General features: G+C 65.2%; 15 protein-coding genes. 4 read left to right on the forward strand and 11 right to left on the reverse strand.

What is annotated here, in order from left to right; translation table 11 throughout:
* Nucleotide 1 precedes the first annotated feature (1 nt).
* The 8 genes from mraY to C795_RS0114490 form a co-directional block, all read right to left on the reverse strand.
* Entirely contained in the window at nucleotides 2-1,087 is a 1,086-nt protein-coding gene (gene mraY / locus C795_RS0114455) for a phospho-N-acetylmuramoyl-pentapeptide-transferase (RefSeq protein WP_017794463.1), read from the reverse strand.
* Complete coding sequence (locus C795_RS0114460) at nucleotides 1,084-2,493, reverse strand: UDP-N-acetylmuramoyl-tripeptide--D-alanyl-D-alanine ligase (RefSeq protein ID WP_017794464.1); 1,410 nt, start codon at nucleotides 2,491-2,493, stop codon at nucleotides 1,084-1,086. Before C795_RS0114460 ends, mraY begins: the two co-directional genes overlap by 4 nt.
* A complete protein-coding gene (locus tag C795_RS0114465; protein ID WP_157487167.1) occupies nucleotides 2,490-3,938 on the reverse strand; it encodes a Mur ligase family protein in 1,449 nt (482 codons plus the stop codon). Before C795_RS0114465 ends, C795_RS0114460 begins: the two co-directional genes overlap by 4 nt.
* 127 nt (nucleotides 3,939-4,065) lie before the next feature.
* Nucleotides 4,066-5,859 (reverse strand): peptidoglycan D,D-transpeptidase FtsI family protein, encoded by a 1,794-nt coding sequence (locus C795_RS0114470; protein WP_017794466.1) that lies wholly within the window; start codon nucleotides 5,857-5,859, stop codon nucleotides 4,066-4,068.
* Between the two features lie 25 nt (nucleotides 5,860-5,884).
* Nucleotides 5,885-6,463 (reverse strand): hypothetical protein, encoded by a 579-nt coding sequence (locus C795_RS0114475; RefSeq protein WP_017794467.1) that lies wholly within the window; start codon nucleotides 6,461-6,463, stop codon nucleotides 5,885-5,887.
* Entirely contained in the window at nucleotides 6,460-7,431 is a 972-nt protein-coding gene (gene rsmH, locus C795_RS0114480; RefSeq protein ID WP_017794468.1) for a 16S rRNA (cytosine(1402)-N(4))-methyltransferase RsmH, read from the reverse strand. Before rsmH ends, C795_RS0114475 begins: the two co-directional genes overlap by 4 nt.
* A gap of 11 nt (nucleotides 7,432-7,442) precedes the next feature.
* On the reverse strand, nucleotides 7,443-7,874 hold the full coding sequence (mraZ, locus tag C795_RS0114485; protein WP_026139716.1) for a division/cell wall cluster transcriptional repressor MraZ: 432 nt from the start codon (nucleotides 7,872-7,874) through the stop codon (nucleotides 7,443-7,445).
* A 361-nt stretch (nucleotides 7,875-8,235) separates the two neighbouring features.
* Nucleotides 8,236-8,625, reverse strand: coding sequence for a DUF3040 domain-containing protein (locus C795_RS0114490; RefSeq protein WP_017794470.1), 390 nt, complete (start codon nucleotides 8,623-8,625; stop codon nucleotides 8,236-8,238).
* A gap of 72 nt (nucleotides 8,626-8,697) precedes the next feature.
* On the opposite strand from C795_RS0114490, the gene C795_RS0114495 reads away from it, so the two are divergent.
* Entirely contained in the window at nucleotides 8,698-9,795 is a 1,098-nt protein-coding gene (locus C795_RS0114495) for a polyprenyl synthetase family protein (RefSeq protein ID WP_017794471.1), read from the forward strand.
* Between the two features lie 90 nt (nucleotides 9,796-9,885).
* On the opposite strand, the gene C795_RS0114500 is transcribed toward C795_RS0114495, so the two are convergent.
* On the reverse strand, nucleotides 9,886-10,233 hold the full coding sequence (locus C795_RS0114500) for an Rv2175c family DNA-binding protein (RefSeq protein WP_017794472.1): 348 nt from the start codon (nucleotides 10,231-10,233) through the stop codon (nucleotides 9,886-9,888).
* A gap of 155 nt (nucleotides 10,234-10,388) precedes the next feature.
* Here C795_RS0114500 and pknB point away from each other — a divergent pair, with 155 nt between their 5' ends.
* The gene (gene pknB / locus C795_RS0114505) at nucleotides 10,389-12,314 is read left to right on the forward strand and encodes a Stk1 family PASTA domain-containing Ser/Thr kinase (protein WP_017794473.1); all 1,926 of its coding nucleotides are present in this window, start codon (nucleotides 10,389-10,391) and stop codon (nucleotides 12,312-12,314) included.
* Between the two features lie 186 nt (nucleotides 12,315-12,500).
* Here pknB and C795_RS0114510 read toward each other — a convergent pair whose 3' ends face one another.
* Both C795_RS0114510 and C795_RS0114515 read right to left on the reverse strand, forming a co-directional pair.
* Entirely contained in the window at nucleotides 12,501-13,865 is a 1,365-nt protein-coding gene (locus C795_RS0114510) for a class II 3-deoxy-7-phosphoheptulonate synthase (protein ID WP_017794474.1), read from the reverse strand.
* Nucleotides 13,866-13,945: 80 nt separating this feature from the next.
* The gene (locus C795_RS0114515; protein WP_017794475.1) at nucleotides 13,946-14,620 is read right to left on the reverse strand and encodes a lysophospholipid acyltransferase family protein; all 675 of its coding nucleotides are present in this window, start codon (nucleotides 14,618-14,620) and stop codon (nucleotides 13,946-13,948) included.
* A gap of 147 nt (nucleotides 14,621-14,767) precedes the next feature.
* On the opposite strand from C795_RS0114515, the gene C795_RS0114520 reads away from it, so the two are divergent.
* Both C795_RS0114520 and C795_RS0114525 read left to right on the forward strand, forming a co-directional pair.
* Nucleotides 14,768-16,597: an AMP-dependent synthetase/ligase gene (locus tag C795_RS0114520; RefSeq protein ID WP_017794476.1), complete on the forward strand. Its 1,830-nt coding sequence runs from the start codon at nucleotides 14,768-14,770 to the stop codon at nucleotides 16,595-16,597.
* Between the two features lie 9 nt (nucleotides 16,598-16,606).
* On the forward strand, nucleotides 16,607-17,185 hold the full coding sequence (locus C795_RS0114525) for a hypothetical protein (protein ID WP_017794477.1): 579 nt from the start codon (nucleotides 16,607-16,609) through the stop codon (nucleotides 17,183-17,185).
* Nucleotides 17,186-17,200 lie beyond the last annotated feature (15 nt).

A 17,200-nucleotide genomic window follows, 5' to 3' on the forward strand; every position in this document is an offset into this window, starting at 1 on the left:
ATCACTGCTGCAGCAGCCATTCAGCGTAGAAGGCGCCCACGCCGACCACGACAAAGAGTCCGGCGATCATCCAGAAGCGCACGACCACCGTCACCTCGGCCCATCCCTTGAGCTCGAAGTGGTGGTGGATCGGGCTCATCAAGAAGATGCGACGACCTTTGGTGAGTTTGAAGTAGATGCGCTGCGTAATCACGGAGCCCGCTTCGATGATAAAGAGGCCGCCGATGAGCAGCAGCAGCAGCTCCGTCTTCGTCAGGATTGCAAGCGCGGCGATCGCGCCGCCGATCGCCATCGATCCGGTGTCGCCCATGAACACCTGGGCGGGGTTCGTGTTCCACCACAGGAACCCGGCGAGCCCGCCGAGGAATGCCGCCGCGATGACCGCGAGGTCCATCGGGTCGCGCACCTCGTAGCAGCCCGCCTCGTAGGCGGTCGCGAAACAGCTCTGGGCCGCCTGCCAGAACCCGATAACAAGGTAGGCACCGAACGCGAAGATCGCGGCTCCAGTGGCGAGACCATCCAAGCCGTCGGTGACGTTGACCGCGTTGGTCGTCGATGTCACGATCACCATGATCCAGATGATGAAGAGCGTGATTCCGACAATGGGACCCAGCACCATGAAGTCGATGGACAGGTCACGGAACGCCGAGATGTGCGTGGAGACCGGAGTCACTCCTGCGTCATTCGCAAACTGGATGCCGAGCAGTGCGAAAGCCACGGCGATCGCCACCTGGCCCACGATCTTGGCCCAGCCGTTGAGGCCAGCCGAGTTCTGCTGCCGCGCCTTCATGAAGTCGTCAAGGAAGCCGACCAGGCCCGCGCCGACCGCCATCAAGATGACGAGCAACGCTGACGGAGTGGGGGTCTCCCCCATCACGAACTTGCCGACGAAGTACGCCAGCACTGATCCGGAGAGAAAAATCAGGCCGCCCATCGTGGGCGTTCCCCGCTTGACCTCGTGGTTCTTGGGGCCGTCGACGCGAATCGGCTGACCCCACTTGAGCCGGTTGAAGCCGCGCACAAAGAGCGGCGTCAGCAGCAGCGAGTACAGCAGGGAGAAGCCACCCGCGATTAGTAGCGCGATCATGCGTAGGTCTCCCCCAGTCGGTCACCCAGGCGTTGGAGGCCCGCGGCGTTTGATGATTTCACGATAACCGTGTCGTCGGCGCGCAGCGAGCTGCTGAGGTAGTCAAAGGCTTCGTCCTGGGTCTCGAAGAACACGCTTTCGCCGTCCCACGAACCCTCGTTGATGGCGCTGATGTGCAGGTGGCGGGCTTCCTTCCCCACCACCACCAGCTCCGAGATGCGCAGGCGAACCGCCTGCAGCCCCACCTGGATGTGCTCCTGGATCGTGTACTCGCCCAGCTCACTCATGGCACCCAGCACGGCCACCGTGCGGCCCTCGGGCTTGCGGATCTGTGCGAGCGTGCGTAGGGCGGCGCTCATCGAATCCGGGCTCGCGTTGTATGCATCGTTGATGATTGTGATGCCGTCGCGCCCGCCCAGCACCTCCATGCGACCTGGCGCCGCAAGCGTCGCAGCCTCGAGCGCCGCAACGATGTCTGCCAGCGACAGCCCCAGCTCGGTGCCGACGGCAGCCGCGGCGAGGGCGTTCATAACGTGGTGCTCTCCGAGCACTCGGAAGAAGACGGGCTGGCTCTCGCCGGCGATGTTCAGGGTGAAGCGGGTGCCCGCGGCCGACGAATCGATGTCGGTGGCGCGCACCTCGGCCTCGGGGTGCAGCCCAAACCAGCGCACGCGGGCGCTCGTGAGCTCCGCCATCTTGGCGACGCGCGGATCATCGCGATTGAGCACTGCCACAGCCGTCTCGGGCAGGTCGCGCACCATTTCGCTCTTGGTGCGGAACGTCGCGTCGATGCCGCCAAACTCACCGGCGTGCGCCAGCCCCACCGACAGCACGACCCCGATCTGGGGCGGCGCCATGGCCGTGAGCCTGGCAATCTCGCCCTCGGCGCTCGCTCCCATTTCGGCGACGAGCGTGCGCGTGTCAGCATCGACGCGGAGCATCGTGAGCGGGCCGCCGACCTCGTTGTTAAAGGATTTCGCCGAGGCGACCGTTGCACCCACGCGCTCGGCCATGACCGCGACGAGATTCTTCGTGGTGGTCTTGCCGTTGGAGCCCGTGATCCCGACGATCGTGAGATCGCCCGCCTCGCGGACGCGTCGCACGACCTCGGTGGCGAGTGCGCCGAGCGCCTCCGTGGCCTCAGCCACGACAATCTGCGGCACGCGCGAGTCCACCTCGCGTTCGACCACGAGGAGCGCTGCCCCCGCGTCGACGGCCTTGCCCGCGAACAGGTGCCCGTCGGTGTCTTCGCCGCGACGGGCGAAGAAGATGTTGCCCTCGGTGACCTCCCGCGAGTCGGTCTGCGACTCCCCGCTCACGACAGTTGCGGGGGTTGCCCCACTGTCACCCGCGATCAGTCGTCCATCGATCGCTTCAGCGATCTCCTGAAGCGTAAGTTGAATCACTTGAGCAGTCCTGCCTCGCGGAGTGCCGCGCGTACCTCGTCGCGGGCCGAATACGGTAGTTTCTGGCCCGCTACTTCTTGATAGTCCTCGTGTCCGGGACCGGCATACAGGATAACGTCGTCGGGCCCCGCGAGCGAAATGGCGAGCCGCACAGCCGCACGGGGATCTCCCTCTTCGATGATCTCCGCGCGGTGCGCGGTGCGCGCGCCCGCAATGAGCTGGGCCCGGATCGCCTCCGGTGGTTCTGAGCGGGGGTGGTAATCACACACGATGAGCGTGTCGGATCCTGCGGCGGCAATGCGCCCCATCTCCTCACGCTTCGTGGTGTCCCGGTCGCCGTCGGCGCCAAACATGAAGATCACCTTGCCCGGGGCCACCTCCCCAAGCGCGTCGAGCATCGCCTCGAAGGCTCCGGGGGTGTGCCCGTAGTCGACGAAGAAGCGCGGTCCCGTGCTCTCGGGCGTCGTCATCTCCTCGAGACGGCCGGGAATGTACACCGGGATCCGGCCCTTGGCCAGCCCCGCCTCGATCTGTGCGAGCGGCACTCCGGCCTCGTGCAGCATGATGAGCGCGAGGGCCGCGTTCTCGGCCATGAACTTACCGAACAGCGGCACGCTGCCGCGGAAGTGGGCACCGCTCGGGCCCTGCAGCACAAACGACACCGCATCAAGCGTCTCCCGCGTGACCGCGAGGTGCCAGTCGGCCTCCTGGCCAAACTCGGTGGCGAGCTTGGTCACGGGGATCTGTGACTCCCTGGCGAGGCGCTGGCCGTAGGGCGAATCAACGACCACGACGCCACGCTTCGCGTGTTCGGGAGTGAAGAGCGCGAGCTTCGCGGCAAAGTAGGTCTCGAGGTCGCCGAACTCGTCGAGGTGGTCCTGCGAGAAGTTGTTGAAGGCCACGACGTCAAAGTGCACGCCGTCAAGTCGATGCCGCACGACCGCCTGCGCGGAGACCTCGATGGCCACTGCGTTGACATCGCGCTCGGCCATGCGACCCAAGAGGCCGTGCAGCTCACACGACTCGGGGCTCGTCAGGTCTGCAGGTATGACCTCGTCGCCGACACGGCGCTCTGCGGTCGAGCTCAGCCCGGGCACGAGGCCCGCCGCGCGCATCAGTTCCGCGAGTACATAGACCACGCTGGTCTTGCCGTTGGTGCCGGTGATGCCAAACACGCTGCCCGGATAGTTGTCCGTGCCGTAAACGACGGCAGAGACGTAGCCCATAATTTCGCGGGGATGGCGCTCCGTCACGAGCACTGGAAGTGCCACGCCAGCAGCGAGCTCTGCGCCACGGGCGTCGGTGAGCATGGCCACCGCGCCGCTGTCGGCTGCGGCCTGAGCAAACTCGGCACCGTGGCGGTTCGCGCCCGGCATCCCGATGTACAAATCGCCCTCGCGCACGTCGCGAGAGTTGAGCGAGACGCCCGTGGCGGTGGTGCTCATCCACGCCGTGTCGGCTGGGCCGCGCAGCTCGAAGCGCTGCGCCAAGTCCCCAAGGGGAACGGGCGACGGTTCGTGCGGTCGGATACTGAGCGCGTTACTCACGAAGGTGTGCCTCCTGCAGGCTGAATCAATACTCCGTGGGAAGGGGAGTGAACTCCCCTGTGGAGGGCGGGATTTGGAACGTTCGAATAGTGGCCTCGGCCACTTCTCGGAAAGTGGTGAGCGCTGCGACGCCTCCGTCGCCAGCGGTGGGGTACGCAATCGATGTTACCGCGACGTACTGGGGATCGTCGGCAGGAAAGACCCCGGCGAAGCTGTGGACAAAGTCGCCGCGGTACCCGCCCTGGCCGTCCGACTGCTCGGCGGTGCCCGTTTTGCCCGCGATCCGGTAGCCCGGTATTGCCACGATGTCGTGGAACCAGCCCTGGTCAACCACGGTTTCGAGCATCTGCATCACCTGGGCGGACGTGTCCTTACTGACGGCGGTCACGGTATCTGGCGCATCCGGTGTGGTGAGTTTGCCGTCGGCGGCTTCGCAGCCCTTCACCAGCGTCGGGGGCACCCGCACGCCTCCGTTCGCAATCGCCTGGTAGGCGCCCGCGGTCTGCACAATGGTGGAGGAAAGGCCCTGGCCGAAGGTGGTGTTGTAGGAGGTTTGGCGGTCCCACTGGTCGGGTGGATAAAGGAGTCCGGTGTCTTCCACCGGGAGCCCCGCAGTGGTGCCGACACCGATGCCGAAGCGCTGCAGGTAGTCATAACGAACGTCTGCGCTCAGCTGTGTGCCCAGCATCGCGGTGCCCACGTTCGAGGACTGCGTCAGGATCCCGGTGAGCGTCCACGGCATGGGTGCGTGCGAGAACGAGTCACCAAAGCGGACCCCGGGCTCGGGCTCCAGGTAGTCGGGCGTCATGTTCTGGGTCGCGGGCGAGGCAATGCCCTGGTCGATGAGCGACGCCGCGGTGATCATCTTAAAGGTCGAGCCCGGCTCATACGGGGCCACAAAGGATCGCGCCTCGCGCTTCGCGGGATCGGAGGCGTCAACGTCGTTGGGGTCTACCGAACCGTCCTCAGCCACCGCGACGAGCTCCCCGGTCTTCACATTCATGACCACGGTGAGTCCCCAGGCGGCGCCCACGTCCTGCACCTGCGCGTTGATCGACTGCTGCGCTTCCCACTGCAGGTCGCGGTCAATCGTGAGTTCGACGTCGCCGCCGTTGACGGCCTTGCGGGTCACCACCACGCTTCCCGGCAGGGCGACGCCGTCGGCACTTCGCTCGTAGGTTTCCATGCCGTCGATACCGGTGAGGCAGTCCGTCTGGGAAACCTCGATGCCGGCCTGCGGTACCTGATCCACGCCTGAGAACCCGATGAGATTGCCGGCCACCGCCCCGTTCGGATAGGTGCGTTTGTGGTTGTACTCGAACGTTACCCACGGGATGTTGAGTGCCTTGAGCTTGTTGAGCTGCACCAGATCGATTGAGCGCTTGACGGAGGCGAAGTCCGACTTCTTGTCTTTGGCAAGCGCGTCGTCGACGATCTTCTGAATCTCAGCGGCGGATTGCCCCGTCACTTTGCCGATCTGCGCGAACGCCTCGGCGGTCGTGACCTCGATCGTGCCTGCGCCGCGTTCAATATCGGGGCCCCAGAACACGCCCCCGTTGAGGGTGGTGTTCTTAGGCGACAGATTGACGTCGTACCGCTCATCAGTCGTGGCGAGCACGACCCCGTTGCGGTCAACAATGTCGCCTCGCAGGCTGGGAACGGTGACCGGAACAGCACGCTTTGCGAGCGCATCTGAATTGAGTTCAGCGGCCGAGGCCACCTGCACGTCGACGAGGCGTACCAAGAACACCAGGCTCATGATGATGATGATCCCGAGTGCTACCGTGCGGCGCAGCCGATTGCCGCGTGCGCTCAGCATCCCGTTGTTCCCATTCGTGCGTCTCCTAGTGGGTGTTCGGGGCAGGCAACTTGCCCTTCCACCGTACTGGCGCGGCACTCGATGCAGCCTGAGTATTCGCGCCTCGGGGCACGAGGAGGCCCTCAGCGTCTACGACGGGCATTGCGTCGAGGGAGGAGTTAGGAACGATGTTGCCGCGCGGGTCGCTCGTCACCGATTCCAGGGCCCCGAGCACGACACCATCGCTCAGCCGGAGGGTAGCGGGACGAGCGTTCTGCACCATCCCCAGCGCGGCGGCGTTCTCAGCAAGGTTCTGGGGCGAGGAGAGCTTGCCGACGTTCTGCGACAGCACGCGCTCCACGCGGCTCAGATCCCGCTGCTCCACCTCAAGTGCGCGCGCCTCGTACGCCCCCTGAGAGATGGCGATACTGAGGCCCAGCTGTGTCGCGAGAATCACGAGAACCACGCCCACTGCGACGAGGGAAGCCACGACCGGGCTGCGGCCCAGCTTGCGTCGCGCGGCGGGTGCAAGCCGCAAGTGGCGCGGCTGTGACTGCTCGTCACTCAGCGGTCCCGGCGAGACCGAACTGGAAATGCGCTGGATCGTGGCGGTCTGCGCACTCATTGGGTGTCCCGCAGCCGCTCTGCGGCGCGCAGCCGGACAGGGATGGCGCGCGGGTTGCGGGCGCGCTCTTCTTCGTTCGCAAGCTCGGCACCGCGGGTGAGGAGCTTAAACTCGGGTCGATGCTCGGGGAGCTCAACCGGCAGCCCGGCTGGAGCGGTGGACTTGCTGCGCCGCACGAGCTCACGCTTGATCGCACGGTCCTCGAGGGACTGGTACGACATTACGACCGCCCGCCCGCCGACCTTGAGGGCCCCCAGTGCCGCGGGAATTGCGCGCTCAAGCACCGTGAGTTCGCCGTTGATCTCGATCCGGAGCGCTTGAAACACGCGCTTCGCCGGGTGACGCTGGTCGCGCACTGCCGCGGGGGTGGCCTCTTGGAGCACATCGACCAGCTGGCCGCTCCGTGTGATCGGCTGCTCGTTCCGTGCCGCGATGATGGCGCGGGCGTATCTGCCGGCAAGGGGTTCCTCGCCGTAGCGCTCAAAGATCGCGCGGAGGCGTCCTTCGCTCGCGCTCGCGATCACATCGGCGGCTGTTTCACCACGCGTCTGATCCATGCGCATATCGAGCGGTGCATCTTGAGCGTATGCGAAGCCCCGGTCGGCATCGTCCAGCTGCAGCGAGGACACGCCCAGGTCGAAGAGCACGCCGTCGACTCGGGGGAAACCCGCGTCTGCGACCGCTTCTGCGATCTCGTCGTACACGGCGTGCACGCGAATCGCACGGTCGCCAAAGCGTTTCAGTCGCTCCCCCGCAAGCCCGAGGGCCTCGGTGTCGCGGTCAAGCCCGATAAGGGTCAGGCCGGGGTGCGCCGCCAACAGAGCCTCGCTGTGCCCGCCCATTCCGAGGGTGGCGTCAACGACCACCGCGCCGTCGCGCGAGGCGACCGGAGCGAGCAGCTCGAGGCACCGCTCGAGTAGTACGGGAGTGTGCAGCGCACTCGGATCCCTAGTTTCGTGTGTGGTCATGTGGTCCCGGGCTAGAACAGTCCCGGAATCACCTCCTCCTCGATCGCGGCGAATGCCGCCTCTTGCTCACTCAGGTATCGCTGCCAGGCTTCGGCATCCCAAATTTCGGCTCGGGATCCCGCTCCGATCACGGCGAGCTCGCGGTCAAGCCCTGCGTACTCACGCAGCGCTTGCGGAATAGTGACTCGGTGCTGCTTGTCTGGTGTCTCGGCGTGAGCACCAGAAAGGAACACGCGCATGTAGTCGCGCACCTGCTTCGAGGAAACAGGTGCAAGTCGCACACGCTCGTGCATTTCTGCGAAGTCGCCCTCGCTAAACACGTAGAGACAGCGTTCCTGACCACGGGTGATCACGAGCCCCTCGGCGAGTTCCCCGCGAAACTTCGCGGGGAGTATCAGTCGCCCTTTCTCGTCGAGCCGGGGCGTAAAGGTTCCAAGTAACACGGATCCTCCCATCGGCTCGACTTGGATTCACACATTACTCCACTTTCATCCACTTCACGCCAAATTTCACCAACATTCGCACACTATCGCGCGCGCGGCCGCGCAAAGCGGCCGCATGCCGCCTCACTGGCCGCCCCGGATTCACCCCAACTTCCGCATAATTCAGCGGATCACGTACGAAACAAGGGCTCGGGGAGGGAAAGGGAGCGCCAGGGACACGCGAGTGGAGGAAGACCCGTGCCGGTGCAGCCCCGCCGACAATTCAATGCACACGCGAGTTTTGGGCACGAAAAAGGGCCGCGGTGCAGTGCACCGCGACCCTTAAGCCTTCGTCTTCGAGGAGTACTCGCTCAGCGACCGTCTAGCGGTCGCCCTCCATTCGCTCATCCCAGCGTCGCTCCATGCGCTCACTGAATGACTCGCGCGGAGTACGCTCCTTGTGCGAGCCGCCCGATTTCCCGGTCGGCCGCGCAGAGGGCTCAGCTGAGTCAGCCGCGCCCGGGGTGAACATCAGCAACACCCCTCCCAGCATCGCTGCAAAGCCGATGAGCCCGAGCCACAGCTGCTGTGCAGCGACTCCTCCCACCAGCACACCAATGCCCACTAGCGCGAGGATGATGCCCAGCACTAGCGATCGATAATTCACTCGGCGACGACTGCCCGAGGCCGTTTGCATAACGTCGGCCTCGCTTTGATAGAGCCCTCGCTCCATCTCGTCAAGCAGCCGCTGCTCGTGTTCTGACAGCGCCATGACGACCCTCCCGACCGTGACAATATTTTCTATGTACAGTCTACGTTGCTCGCGCCGAAGTAGGCTAGCTGCGTGCACGAAACGACTCGACTCGCAGGGCTTCTTCAGGAGCGCATTAACGACACGCTGGAGCAACATCGCGTAGCTCTCGCCCCTCTCGGCCCAGATGCCGCCGCCATGCTCGATGAGGCATCTCAATTTTTGCAGGGCGGCAAGCGGTTCCGCGCCCAGTTTGCACTCCTCGGCTACCGTGCCGTACAGCCGCTCGATGTTGCCGGCGAGGTGGACGCCGAGTTCGGTGCAATTCTCGATGCGGCCTGTGCTCTCGAGCTGTTTCACGCCGCGGCGCTCATTCACGATGACATCATTGACCGCTCGGACACGCGACGCGGTCGTCCGTCAACCCACCGCAGCTTTGCGGCCCGCCACCGGGACGGGGGCCTCAGGGGCGATCCCGATCACTTCGGCGTCGCCTCAGCGCTACTCGTCGGCGACCTGCTGCAGTCGTGGGCCGACGAGCTCATGCAGGCCGCCTGCGCAGCCGTCGACCGGGAGCGCGGCGACCGCGCGCGCACCCACTTCAACAGAATGCGCAGCGAGGTAGCGCTCGGCCAGTACCTCGATGTGCTGGAAGAGCAGCAGCCCAGCTTTGCTGACCACAACGAGCAGCTCGAACGCTCCACTCGGGTGCTGGTGTACAAGTCTGCGAAGTATAGTGTCGAGGCCCCGATGCTCGTGGGTGCCGCTCTCGCGGGCGCGCAGGCCGAGCACGAGGCACCCCTGGCCGCCTTCGGCTTACCGGTGGGCGTAGCGTTCCAGCTGCGCGACGATCTCCTGGGCGTGTTTGGCAATGAGCAGGTGACCGGCAAGCCCTCGGGCGACGATCTTATTGAGGGCAAGCGCACGGTGCTCGTGACGCTAACCCGTGACACGCTGCCACAGACACAGCGCAACATCTTTGATGACATGCTCGGCACCGACCTCGACGAGGAGGAGGTGCGCATGCTGCAGCGCACGATTCGCGACAGCGGTGCCGTCGAAGAGCTCGAAACCATGATTACGCGCAACGTCGATCGCGCGGTGACCGCTCTCAAGGGCGCGCCGATCCGGCCCGATGCCGCGCACCTCCTGGCGCAGCTGGCCGAGCGCGCTGCGCAGCGCAGCGCCTAGCTCGCCCAGCAAAAACACCGCGCAGCAACATAAAACGCCCGGGCTCTGGAATTTTCCAGAGCCCGGGCGTGATCCGGATCGCGGCGGAGTCTAGAAGGCGAGAGCCTGGGTGGCGCGGCGAACGGCGGCCTTGTGGCCGCGCAGCAGTGAGTCGATCGGGCGTTCGCCGAGTTCCTCGTTGTTGCTCATGATCCAGTCGAACGCCTGCTCTTCTGAGAGGCCCGCGTCCAGCAGCACCAGAATGGTGCCGCGCAGGGCAGGCAGCGGTTCGTTGCCCTGTACGAACACAGCGGGGACGCTGAGCACGCCGTTGACGCGCACCGCTGCGAGGTAGTGATCCTCGATCAGGCGGTGGATTCGGCCGGGGGAAGCGTCGAAGAGCTCCACCAGATCGGCGATGGTGAGCATTTCGGTTTCTGAAGCGTTGCTGTCTGACACGCCCCCAACTCTGCCAGGGCGGGCGTACCCGCGCAATCGGCAGGCCGAAAAGATCCGCTGAGAATGTCCGATTCCGATGGGCTGCGGCGCGCGCCGGGCGCGAGGTCAAGTTTGTTTCGTAGACTCTTGGGGTGACCCAAGCGCCTACCGACCCGATGATCGGGCACACGCTCGACGGCCGTTACGCGATCCGGTCGCGCATCGCCCGTGGCGGCATGGCGATGGTGTACCTCGCCAATGACCTGCGGTTGGAGCGTCGCGTCGCGGTCAAGATCATGCACGCGCACCTCGCCGACGACGAAAACTTTCGGCGCCGCTTCGATCAGGAGGCCCGCAGCGCGGCGCGGCTGTCCCACCCGAATCTGGTGAATGTCTTCGACCAGGGTTTCGACGCCGATCGCAACTATCTCGTGATGGAGTATCTGCCCAGCATCACGCTGCGCGATCTCCTCAAGCAGCAGCACTCGCTCACGCGCGAGCAGACGCTCGAAATCAGTGAAGCAATTCTCGCGGGACTGTCGGCCGCACATCACGCGGGCATTGTGCACCGCGATCTGAAGCCCGAGAACGTACTACTTGCCGACGACGGGCGCATCAAGCTGGGCGACTTCGGCCTGGCCCGGTCGGTGAGTGCCAACACCACAACGGGGCAGGCGCTGCTCGGCACGATTGCGTATCTCTCCCCCGAGCTCGTCACGCGCGGCATCGCGGGCGCGCGTAGCGACCTCTACGCGTTCGGCATCATGCTGTACGAAATGCTCACGGGGGTGCAACCGTTCACGGGCGAGCAGCCCATGCAGATCGCCTACCAGCATGCGCACTCCGATGTGCCGGTGCCCTCGCTCGTGAGCGATGAGTCCACTCCCGAGCTCGATGACTTTGTGCGGTGGCTGACTCGGCGCGACCCCGAGGACCGTCCCCTCGACGCGGGTGCCGCACTCGTGCAGGTGCGCGCCATTATTGACGGCACGGCGACGGCAATCGCGCCCCCCGCCGCCACGACGGTGCTTCCCAGCCTCGCCGCAACCACGAGGTTCACCCCCTCGACGGCGGTGCTGGACGACGCTCAACTCGATGCGCTCGCCGGAAGCCCCGGTGACACCACCACGCTTGATGCTGGCGAGTCCGAAGCCGCCGAGACCCCCATCGACCGCGCTGCCGACGCCGCGCACCGCCGCAAGCGACGCGGCCTGTGGCTCGCGGCGATCGCGGTGGTCGCGATCGCCTTGGCTGCTGGCGCGGGCTGGTGGTTTGGGCAGGGACCCGGATCCCAGGCCACGGTGCCCGATGTGGCCGGCGCGAGCATCGAGGAAGCCCTCACCACCCTGAGCGCCATGGATCTGACGGGCGAGGTCACCCAGTGCTCGAGCCTCGATATCGAGGTGGGTTTGGCGGTGAATACCGATCCCGAGGCCGGATCGCGGGTCGACCGGGGCACTACCGTGCAGCTGTGCGAATCCTCGGGGCCCGAGTTGTTGAGCGTCCCCACCCTGGTCGGGTTGTCACAGGACGATGCTCAGACCGAGATCGAGCGCGCTCGCTTCACCTTCGGCTCGGTGGTAGAGGAACGCTTCTCAAGCGAGGAGGCGGGCCTCGTGCTCGCGGCCCTCGGTGAGAACGGTGAACCGCTCGGTGAGACGTACCCCGAACAGGGCACAGTGGACCTCGTCGTCTCGGCGGGTGCACTCCCCGATGTGGTCGGCCAGAAGCAGGGCAAGGCCACGGCGACACTCAAGTCCGCCGGGCTCATCGTCGACGAGGCACAGATCGGTGAGGCTCACGACCCCGAGATCCCCAAGGGCAGCGTGATCGCGGTCGTGTACACGACCGACCCGGTGCGCCCCGGCGACACCGTCGGGCTGACCGTGTCGATCGGCCCCGAGCTGTTCCCTGTGCCGGACGTCGCAGGGATGGGTTTGCAGGAGGCGATGGATGCGCTCGCGGCGGCGGGCTTCGCCCCAACCACCCTCGTGCCCGATGCCCTACGCAACCTGGCGAAGGCGACCGGCACCGACCCGGAGGCCGGCGCCGAGCTCCCCGCGGGCGCCGAGATTCGCGTCAAGAGCACCATCTCGCTCTAGCGTGGCGCACCCGTCACGGCCACCACCCGTAGGCTCCTGTCACCGAGGAACACAAAAGCGGCGAGGGGTGTGCCCCTGCCGCCCGCGCTTCGGGGCCGCGTGGCGCGAAGCGACACGCGGGGGTACCCCGTTCTTAAGCGGGCGGCGGGGGCACACCCCTCGCCGCGTCCAGCCGGTGCAGACGATCTAGCGCGTCTGCTTGAGCTCCTGAGCGACCTGGAAGGCCAGCTCGAGCGACTGCATGTGGTTGAGGCGCGGGTCACACAGCGACTCGTAGCGGTTCTCCAGCGCCTCTTCGTCAATGTTCTCCGAGCCGCCGAGGCACTCGGTGACATCGTCACCGGTGAGCTCCACGTGGATGCCGCCGGGGAACGTGCCCACCGCGCGGTGCGCCTCGAAGAAGCCCATGAGCTCGTCCATCACGTCGTCGAAACGACGCGACTTGTAGCCGTTGGCAGTCGTGATGCCGTTGCCGTGCATCGGGTCGGTGACCCACAGCGGGGTCGCCCCCGCGTCGCGCACACCCTCGAGCAGGCCCGGGAGCACGTCGCGGATCTTGCCAGCACCCATGCGCGTGATGAAGGTCAGGCGGCCCGGCGTGCGCTCGGGGTCGAGCTTGTCGATGAGACGCAGCGCGTCGTCCACCTTCGTTGTCGGCCCGAGCTTGACCCCGATCGGGTTCTGCACGTGCGACAGGAACTCAACGTGTGCGCCGTCGATGTCGCGGGTGCGCTCGCCGATCCACAGCATGTGGCCGGAGGTGTCGTACAGGTTGCCGGTACGCGAGTCGATGCGCGTCAGGGGCCGCTCGTAGTCGAGCAGCAGCGCCTCGTGGCTGACGTAGAACTCGGTCTGCGTGAGCGCCGAGTGATCGACACCGCACGCATCCATGAACTTGAGGGCGCGGTCGATCTCGGCGGCAAGCGACTCGTAGCGGCTTCGTGCGGGGTTTGATACGAAGCCCTTGTTCCATTCGTGCACCTGGCGCAGGTCAGCGAAGCCGCCCTGCGTGAACGCGCGAATGAGGTTCAGCGTCGAAGCCGACACGTGGTAGCCCTGCACGAGGCGCTCGGGGTTGGGAGTGCGCGACTCGGGCGTGAAATCGTAGCCGTTGACGATGTCGCCACGGTACGCGGGCAGTGTGACGCCCTCACGGGTCTCCGTGTCGCTGGAGCGCGGCTTTGCGAACTGGCCGGCCATGCGACCCACCTTGATGACGGGCATCGAGGCACCGTAGGTGAGCACAACCGCCATCTGCAGCATCGTCTTCACACGGTCGCGAATCTTGTCGGCCGTCGCGGCGTCAAAGGTCTCGGCGCAGTCGCCGCCCTGCAGCAGAAAGGCCTTACCCTGTGCCGCGGCGGCAAGCCGCTCACGCAACTGGTCAGCCTCGCCCGCGAACACGAGCGGGGGCTGCGTTGCGAGTGAAGCCGATGCGGCACTCGCTGCTGCCTGATCCGGCCAACTCGGCTGCTGCTTGGCGTCGAGCACGCGATACGCATCAAGCTCGGCAAATACCTGTTCAGCAGTCTTTGTGGCTTGGCTCGTCATATCTACGTCCTCTACGTTGTGGAAAAGGCGTGGCAATCACTCGCCACGCCTCATCCAGCTTACTACTTGTGCTGTGGAGATTAGCCGCGTGCGCGTACGCTCGACGCGTACACGTCGACGTACTTTTGCCCGCTAAGCTTCTGAATTTCCAACATGATTTCATCGGTCACGCTGCGCAGCACGAAACGGTCTGCACTCATGCCACTGAAGCGGCTGAAATCGAGTGGCTTGCCAATGACCGTGCCGATCCGGCGAATGCGCGGGATCTTGACACCGATCGGCATGGCTTTCTCCGTGTCGATCATAACCACGGGAACGACGGTCGCGCCCGACTCGAGCACGAGTCGGGCGACGCCCGTGCGGCCGCGATAGAGCTGCCCGTCGGGGCTGCGCGTACCCTCGGGATAGATGCCGAGCACGTCGCCGCGATCGAGCACCGAGAGTCCCGTGGTGAGCGAGGCCTCAGAAGCCTTGCCGCCGGATCGGTCGATGGGCAGCTGCCCCACGCCCAGCATGAAGTTCTTGACGAGCCACCCCTTCACCCCTTTGCCGGTGAAGTAGTCGCTCTTGGCGAGAAAATAGACGCGCCGATCAACCATTACGGGCATAAAGAATGAGTCAATCACCGAAAGGTGGTTGCCAACGAGAATCACGGGCCCGGTCGCGGGGAGGTTCTCGGAACCTTCCACCCAGGGGCGATAGATCGTCTTCAAGAGCGGCCCGATAATCAGGTGTTTGAAAATCCAGTAGAGCACGGGGTGAGGTTTCCTCTCGTCATTCTCAGAATAGCCGAGCCGAGTCGCAACGTCGGTATGCGCGGCGGTGCGTATACTCTGGAACCACACCTGGGCGGCATCTTTCGCCGCACGCCTACGACCTGTGAAGGTATCAAAGGAGCTGCCGTGAAACAGTCAGAAACTCCCATCCTGATCCCCGCGATCCCCGCCGACAACATCACTGATCTGCTCGAACAGCGGGTGGCAAAGACGCCAGACCGCATACTTTTTGCTCTTCCCGAGGGGGACGGCTGGCGCGATCTGAGCGCGACCGACTTTCACCGAGACGTCATAGCCCTCGCGAAGGGCTTCGCCGCGGCCGGGATCGCCCCGGGAGATCGCGTCGCGTTCATGTGCACCACGCGCTTCGAGTGGACACTCGTGGACTTCGCGCTGCTGTATGCGGGGGCCGTCATGGTGCCCGTCTACGAAACCTCGTCACCGATGCAGATCCACTGGATCCTCGAAGACTCGGGTGCGCGCGCCATGATGACTGAAACCGCCGATCACGCCAAACGGTTCGAGGAGGTGCGTGGCGACGTCGCTTCGATCGAGCTCGCATGGCGCCTCGACACTGGCGCACTCGCGGAGCTTCGCACGAGCGGTGCCGGTATTGCTGACGAGGAGATCGAGCGTCGCCGGTCGATTGCGGTCGGCAGCGACATGGCCACGATTATCTACACCTCGGGTTCGACCGGTCGCCCCAAGGGCTGCGTGCTCACCCACTCAAACTTTGTTGATCTGTCGCGCAACTCTGCGGCCGCGCTCGACGAGGTCGTGCAGGAGCCCGGCGCATCGACGCTGCTGTTTGTGACGCTTGCACACGTGTTTGCGCGGTTCATTTCGATTCTCGCGGTGCACTCGGGCGTACGTGTGGGCCACCAAGGAGACACTTCGAAGTTGCTGCCCGCGCTCGGGTCGTTCAATCCGTCGTTCCTGCTCGCTGTGCCGCGCGTGTTCGAGAAGGTCTACAACTCTGCTGAGCAAAGCACCGAGGCGGAGGGCAAGGGCAACATCTTCCGCAAGGCGGCAAAGGTCGCGGTCGCGCATTCCGAGGCGCTCGACGCGGGCAAGGTGCCGTTCATGCTGGGCCTGCAGTTCAAGATCTTTGACAAGCTGGTCTACGCGAAGCTGCGCCAGAAGCTCGGCGGCCGCGTGAAGTACGCCGTTTCGGGCTCGGCGCCGCTGAGCCACTACCTCGGTCATTTCTACCGCAGCCTCGGCGTCAAGATTCTCGAGGGCTATGGCCTCACCGAGACCACCGCCCCGGTCACGGTCAACCTGCCCAACAAGTTTAAAATCGGCACCGTCGGACCGGCGCTCCCCGGTCACACCGTGCGCATTGCAGAGGACGGCGAGATCCAGGTCAAGGGCATCGACGTCTTTAAGGAGTACTGGAACAACCCTGCGGCGACCAAGGAGACGTTCACCGAGGACGGCTTCTTCGCGACCGGCGACCTCGGCTCGCTCGACGCAGACGGCTACCTCACGATCACGGGCCGCAAGAAGGAGATCATCGTGACGGCGGGCGGTAAGAACGTCGCCCCCGCCGCGCTCGAGGATCCAATTCGGTCGAACACGATCATCGGTCAGGTTGTCGTGGTCGGTGACCAGAAGCCATTTATTTCAGCGCTCATCACCCTGGATCCCGAGATGCTGCCGGTGTGGCTGAACAACGCGGGCGAAGACCCGACGATGTCGTTGTCGGAGGCAGCTAGCCACCCGAAGGTGCTCGCCGAGGTGCAGTCGGCGATCGACGCGGGCAATCGCTACGTGTCGCGTGCAGAGTCCATTCGCAAGTTCGTGATTCTGCCGCTCGAGTTCACCGAGGACAACGGCCACCTCACCCCGAAGATGAGCATTCGCCGCGCCAACATCCTGCGCGACTTCTCAAGCGAGATTGCCGAGCTCTACGGCGATAACCCGCAAACCGAGCTGACGAACGTCTCGTCATAACCGGTGAGCATGCCGCAGCAGCCTGGCCCGCATTCCCCGCTCCCGCGATGGGTTATTCCCACCGCGGTGGCGGGGGCCGTGCTGTCCTTTGTGCTACTGCTGGGCTTTGCCGGCTCGCTGTTGTGGCTGACCGTTCAGGCCCCACTGCTCGTGGCGGCGGCTGCCGGGCAGAGCGAGGTTCGTTCAGGGACTGACCCCGGCGCGCCAGACGACTCCGAGTCTCGCCTGCTACCGCCCGACGGTGAGTTCGTGCCCGACTCCCCCGCCTCCGGAGGGCCTGCCGTCGAACTTCAACAGCTGGCCGACGGATACCTGGAGGCGCAGCGCGACGGCACGATCTATGACCTCGTGCCGGGTGGCGAGCAGGTCGACCCGGCGTACATTGGCGCGTTTCTCTACGCCCTCACGGACCTCAAATCCGCATCGCGGTTTGGCGGCACCCCGGCGGAGCTCGAGGAGTTGCTTGCGAAGGCGCAGGCCTACGAGCAGCGTTTCCTCGCGGGTGAGGACCTCGGCACAAGCGTGAAGATCACGCGCGGTGACGGGAGCATCTTCGAGTCGGACGGGAAGTACCGCCTCATCGGCTGAGCAGACACCAGCTCC

Source organism: Leucobacter salsicius M1-8 (assembly GCF_000350525.1).
Classification (GTDB): domain Bacteria; phylum Actinomycetota; class Actinomycetes; order Actinomycetales; family Microbacteriaceae; genus Leucobacter; species Leucobacter salsicius.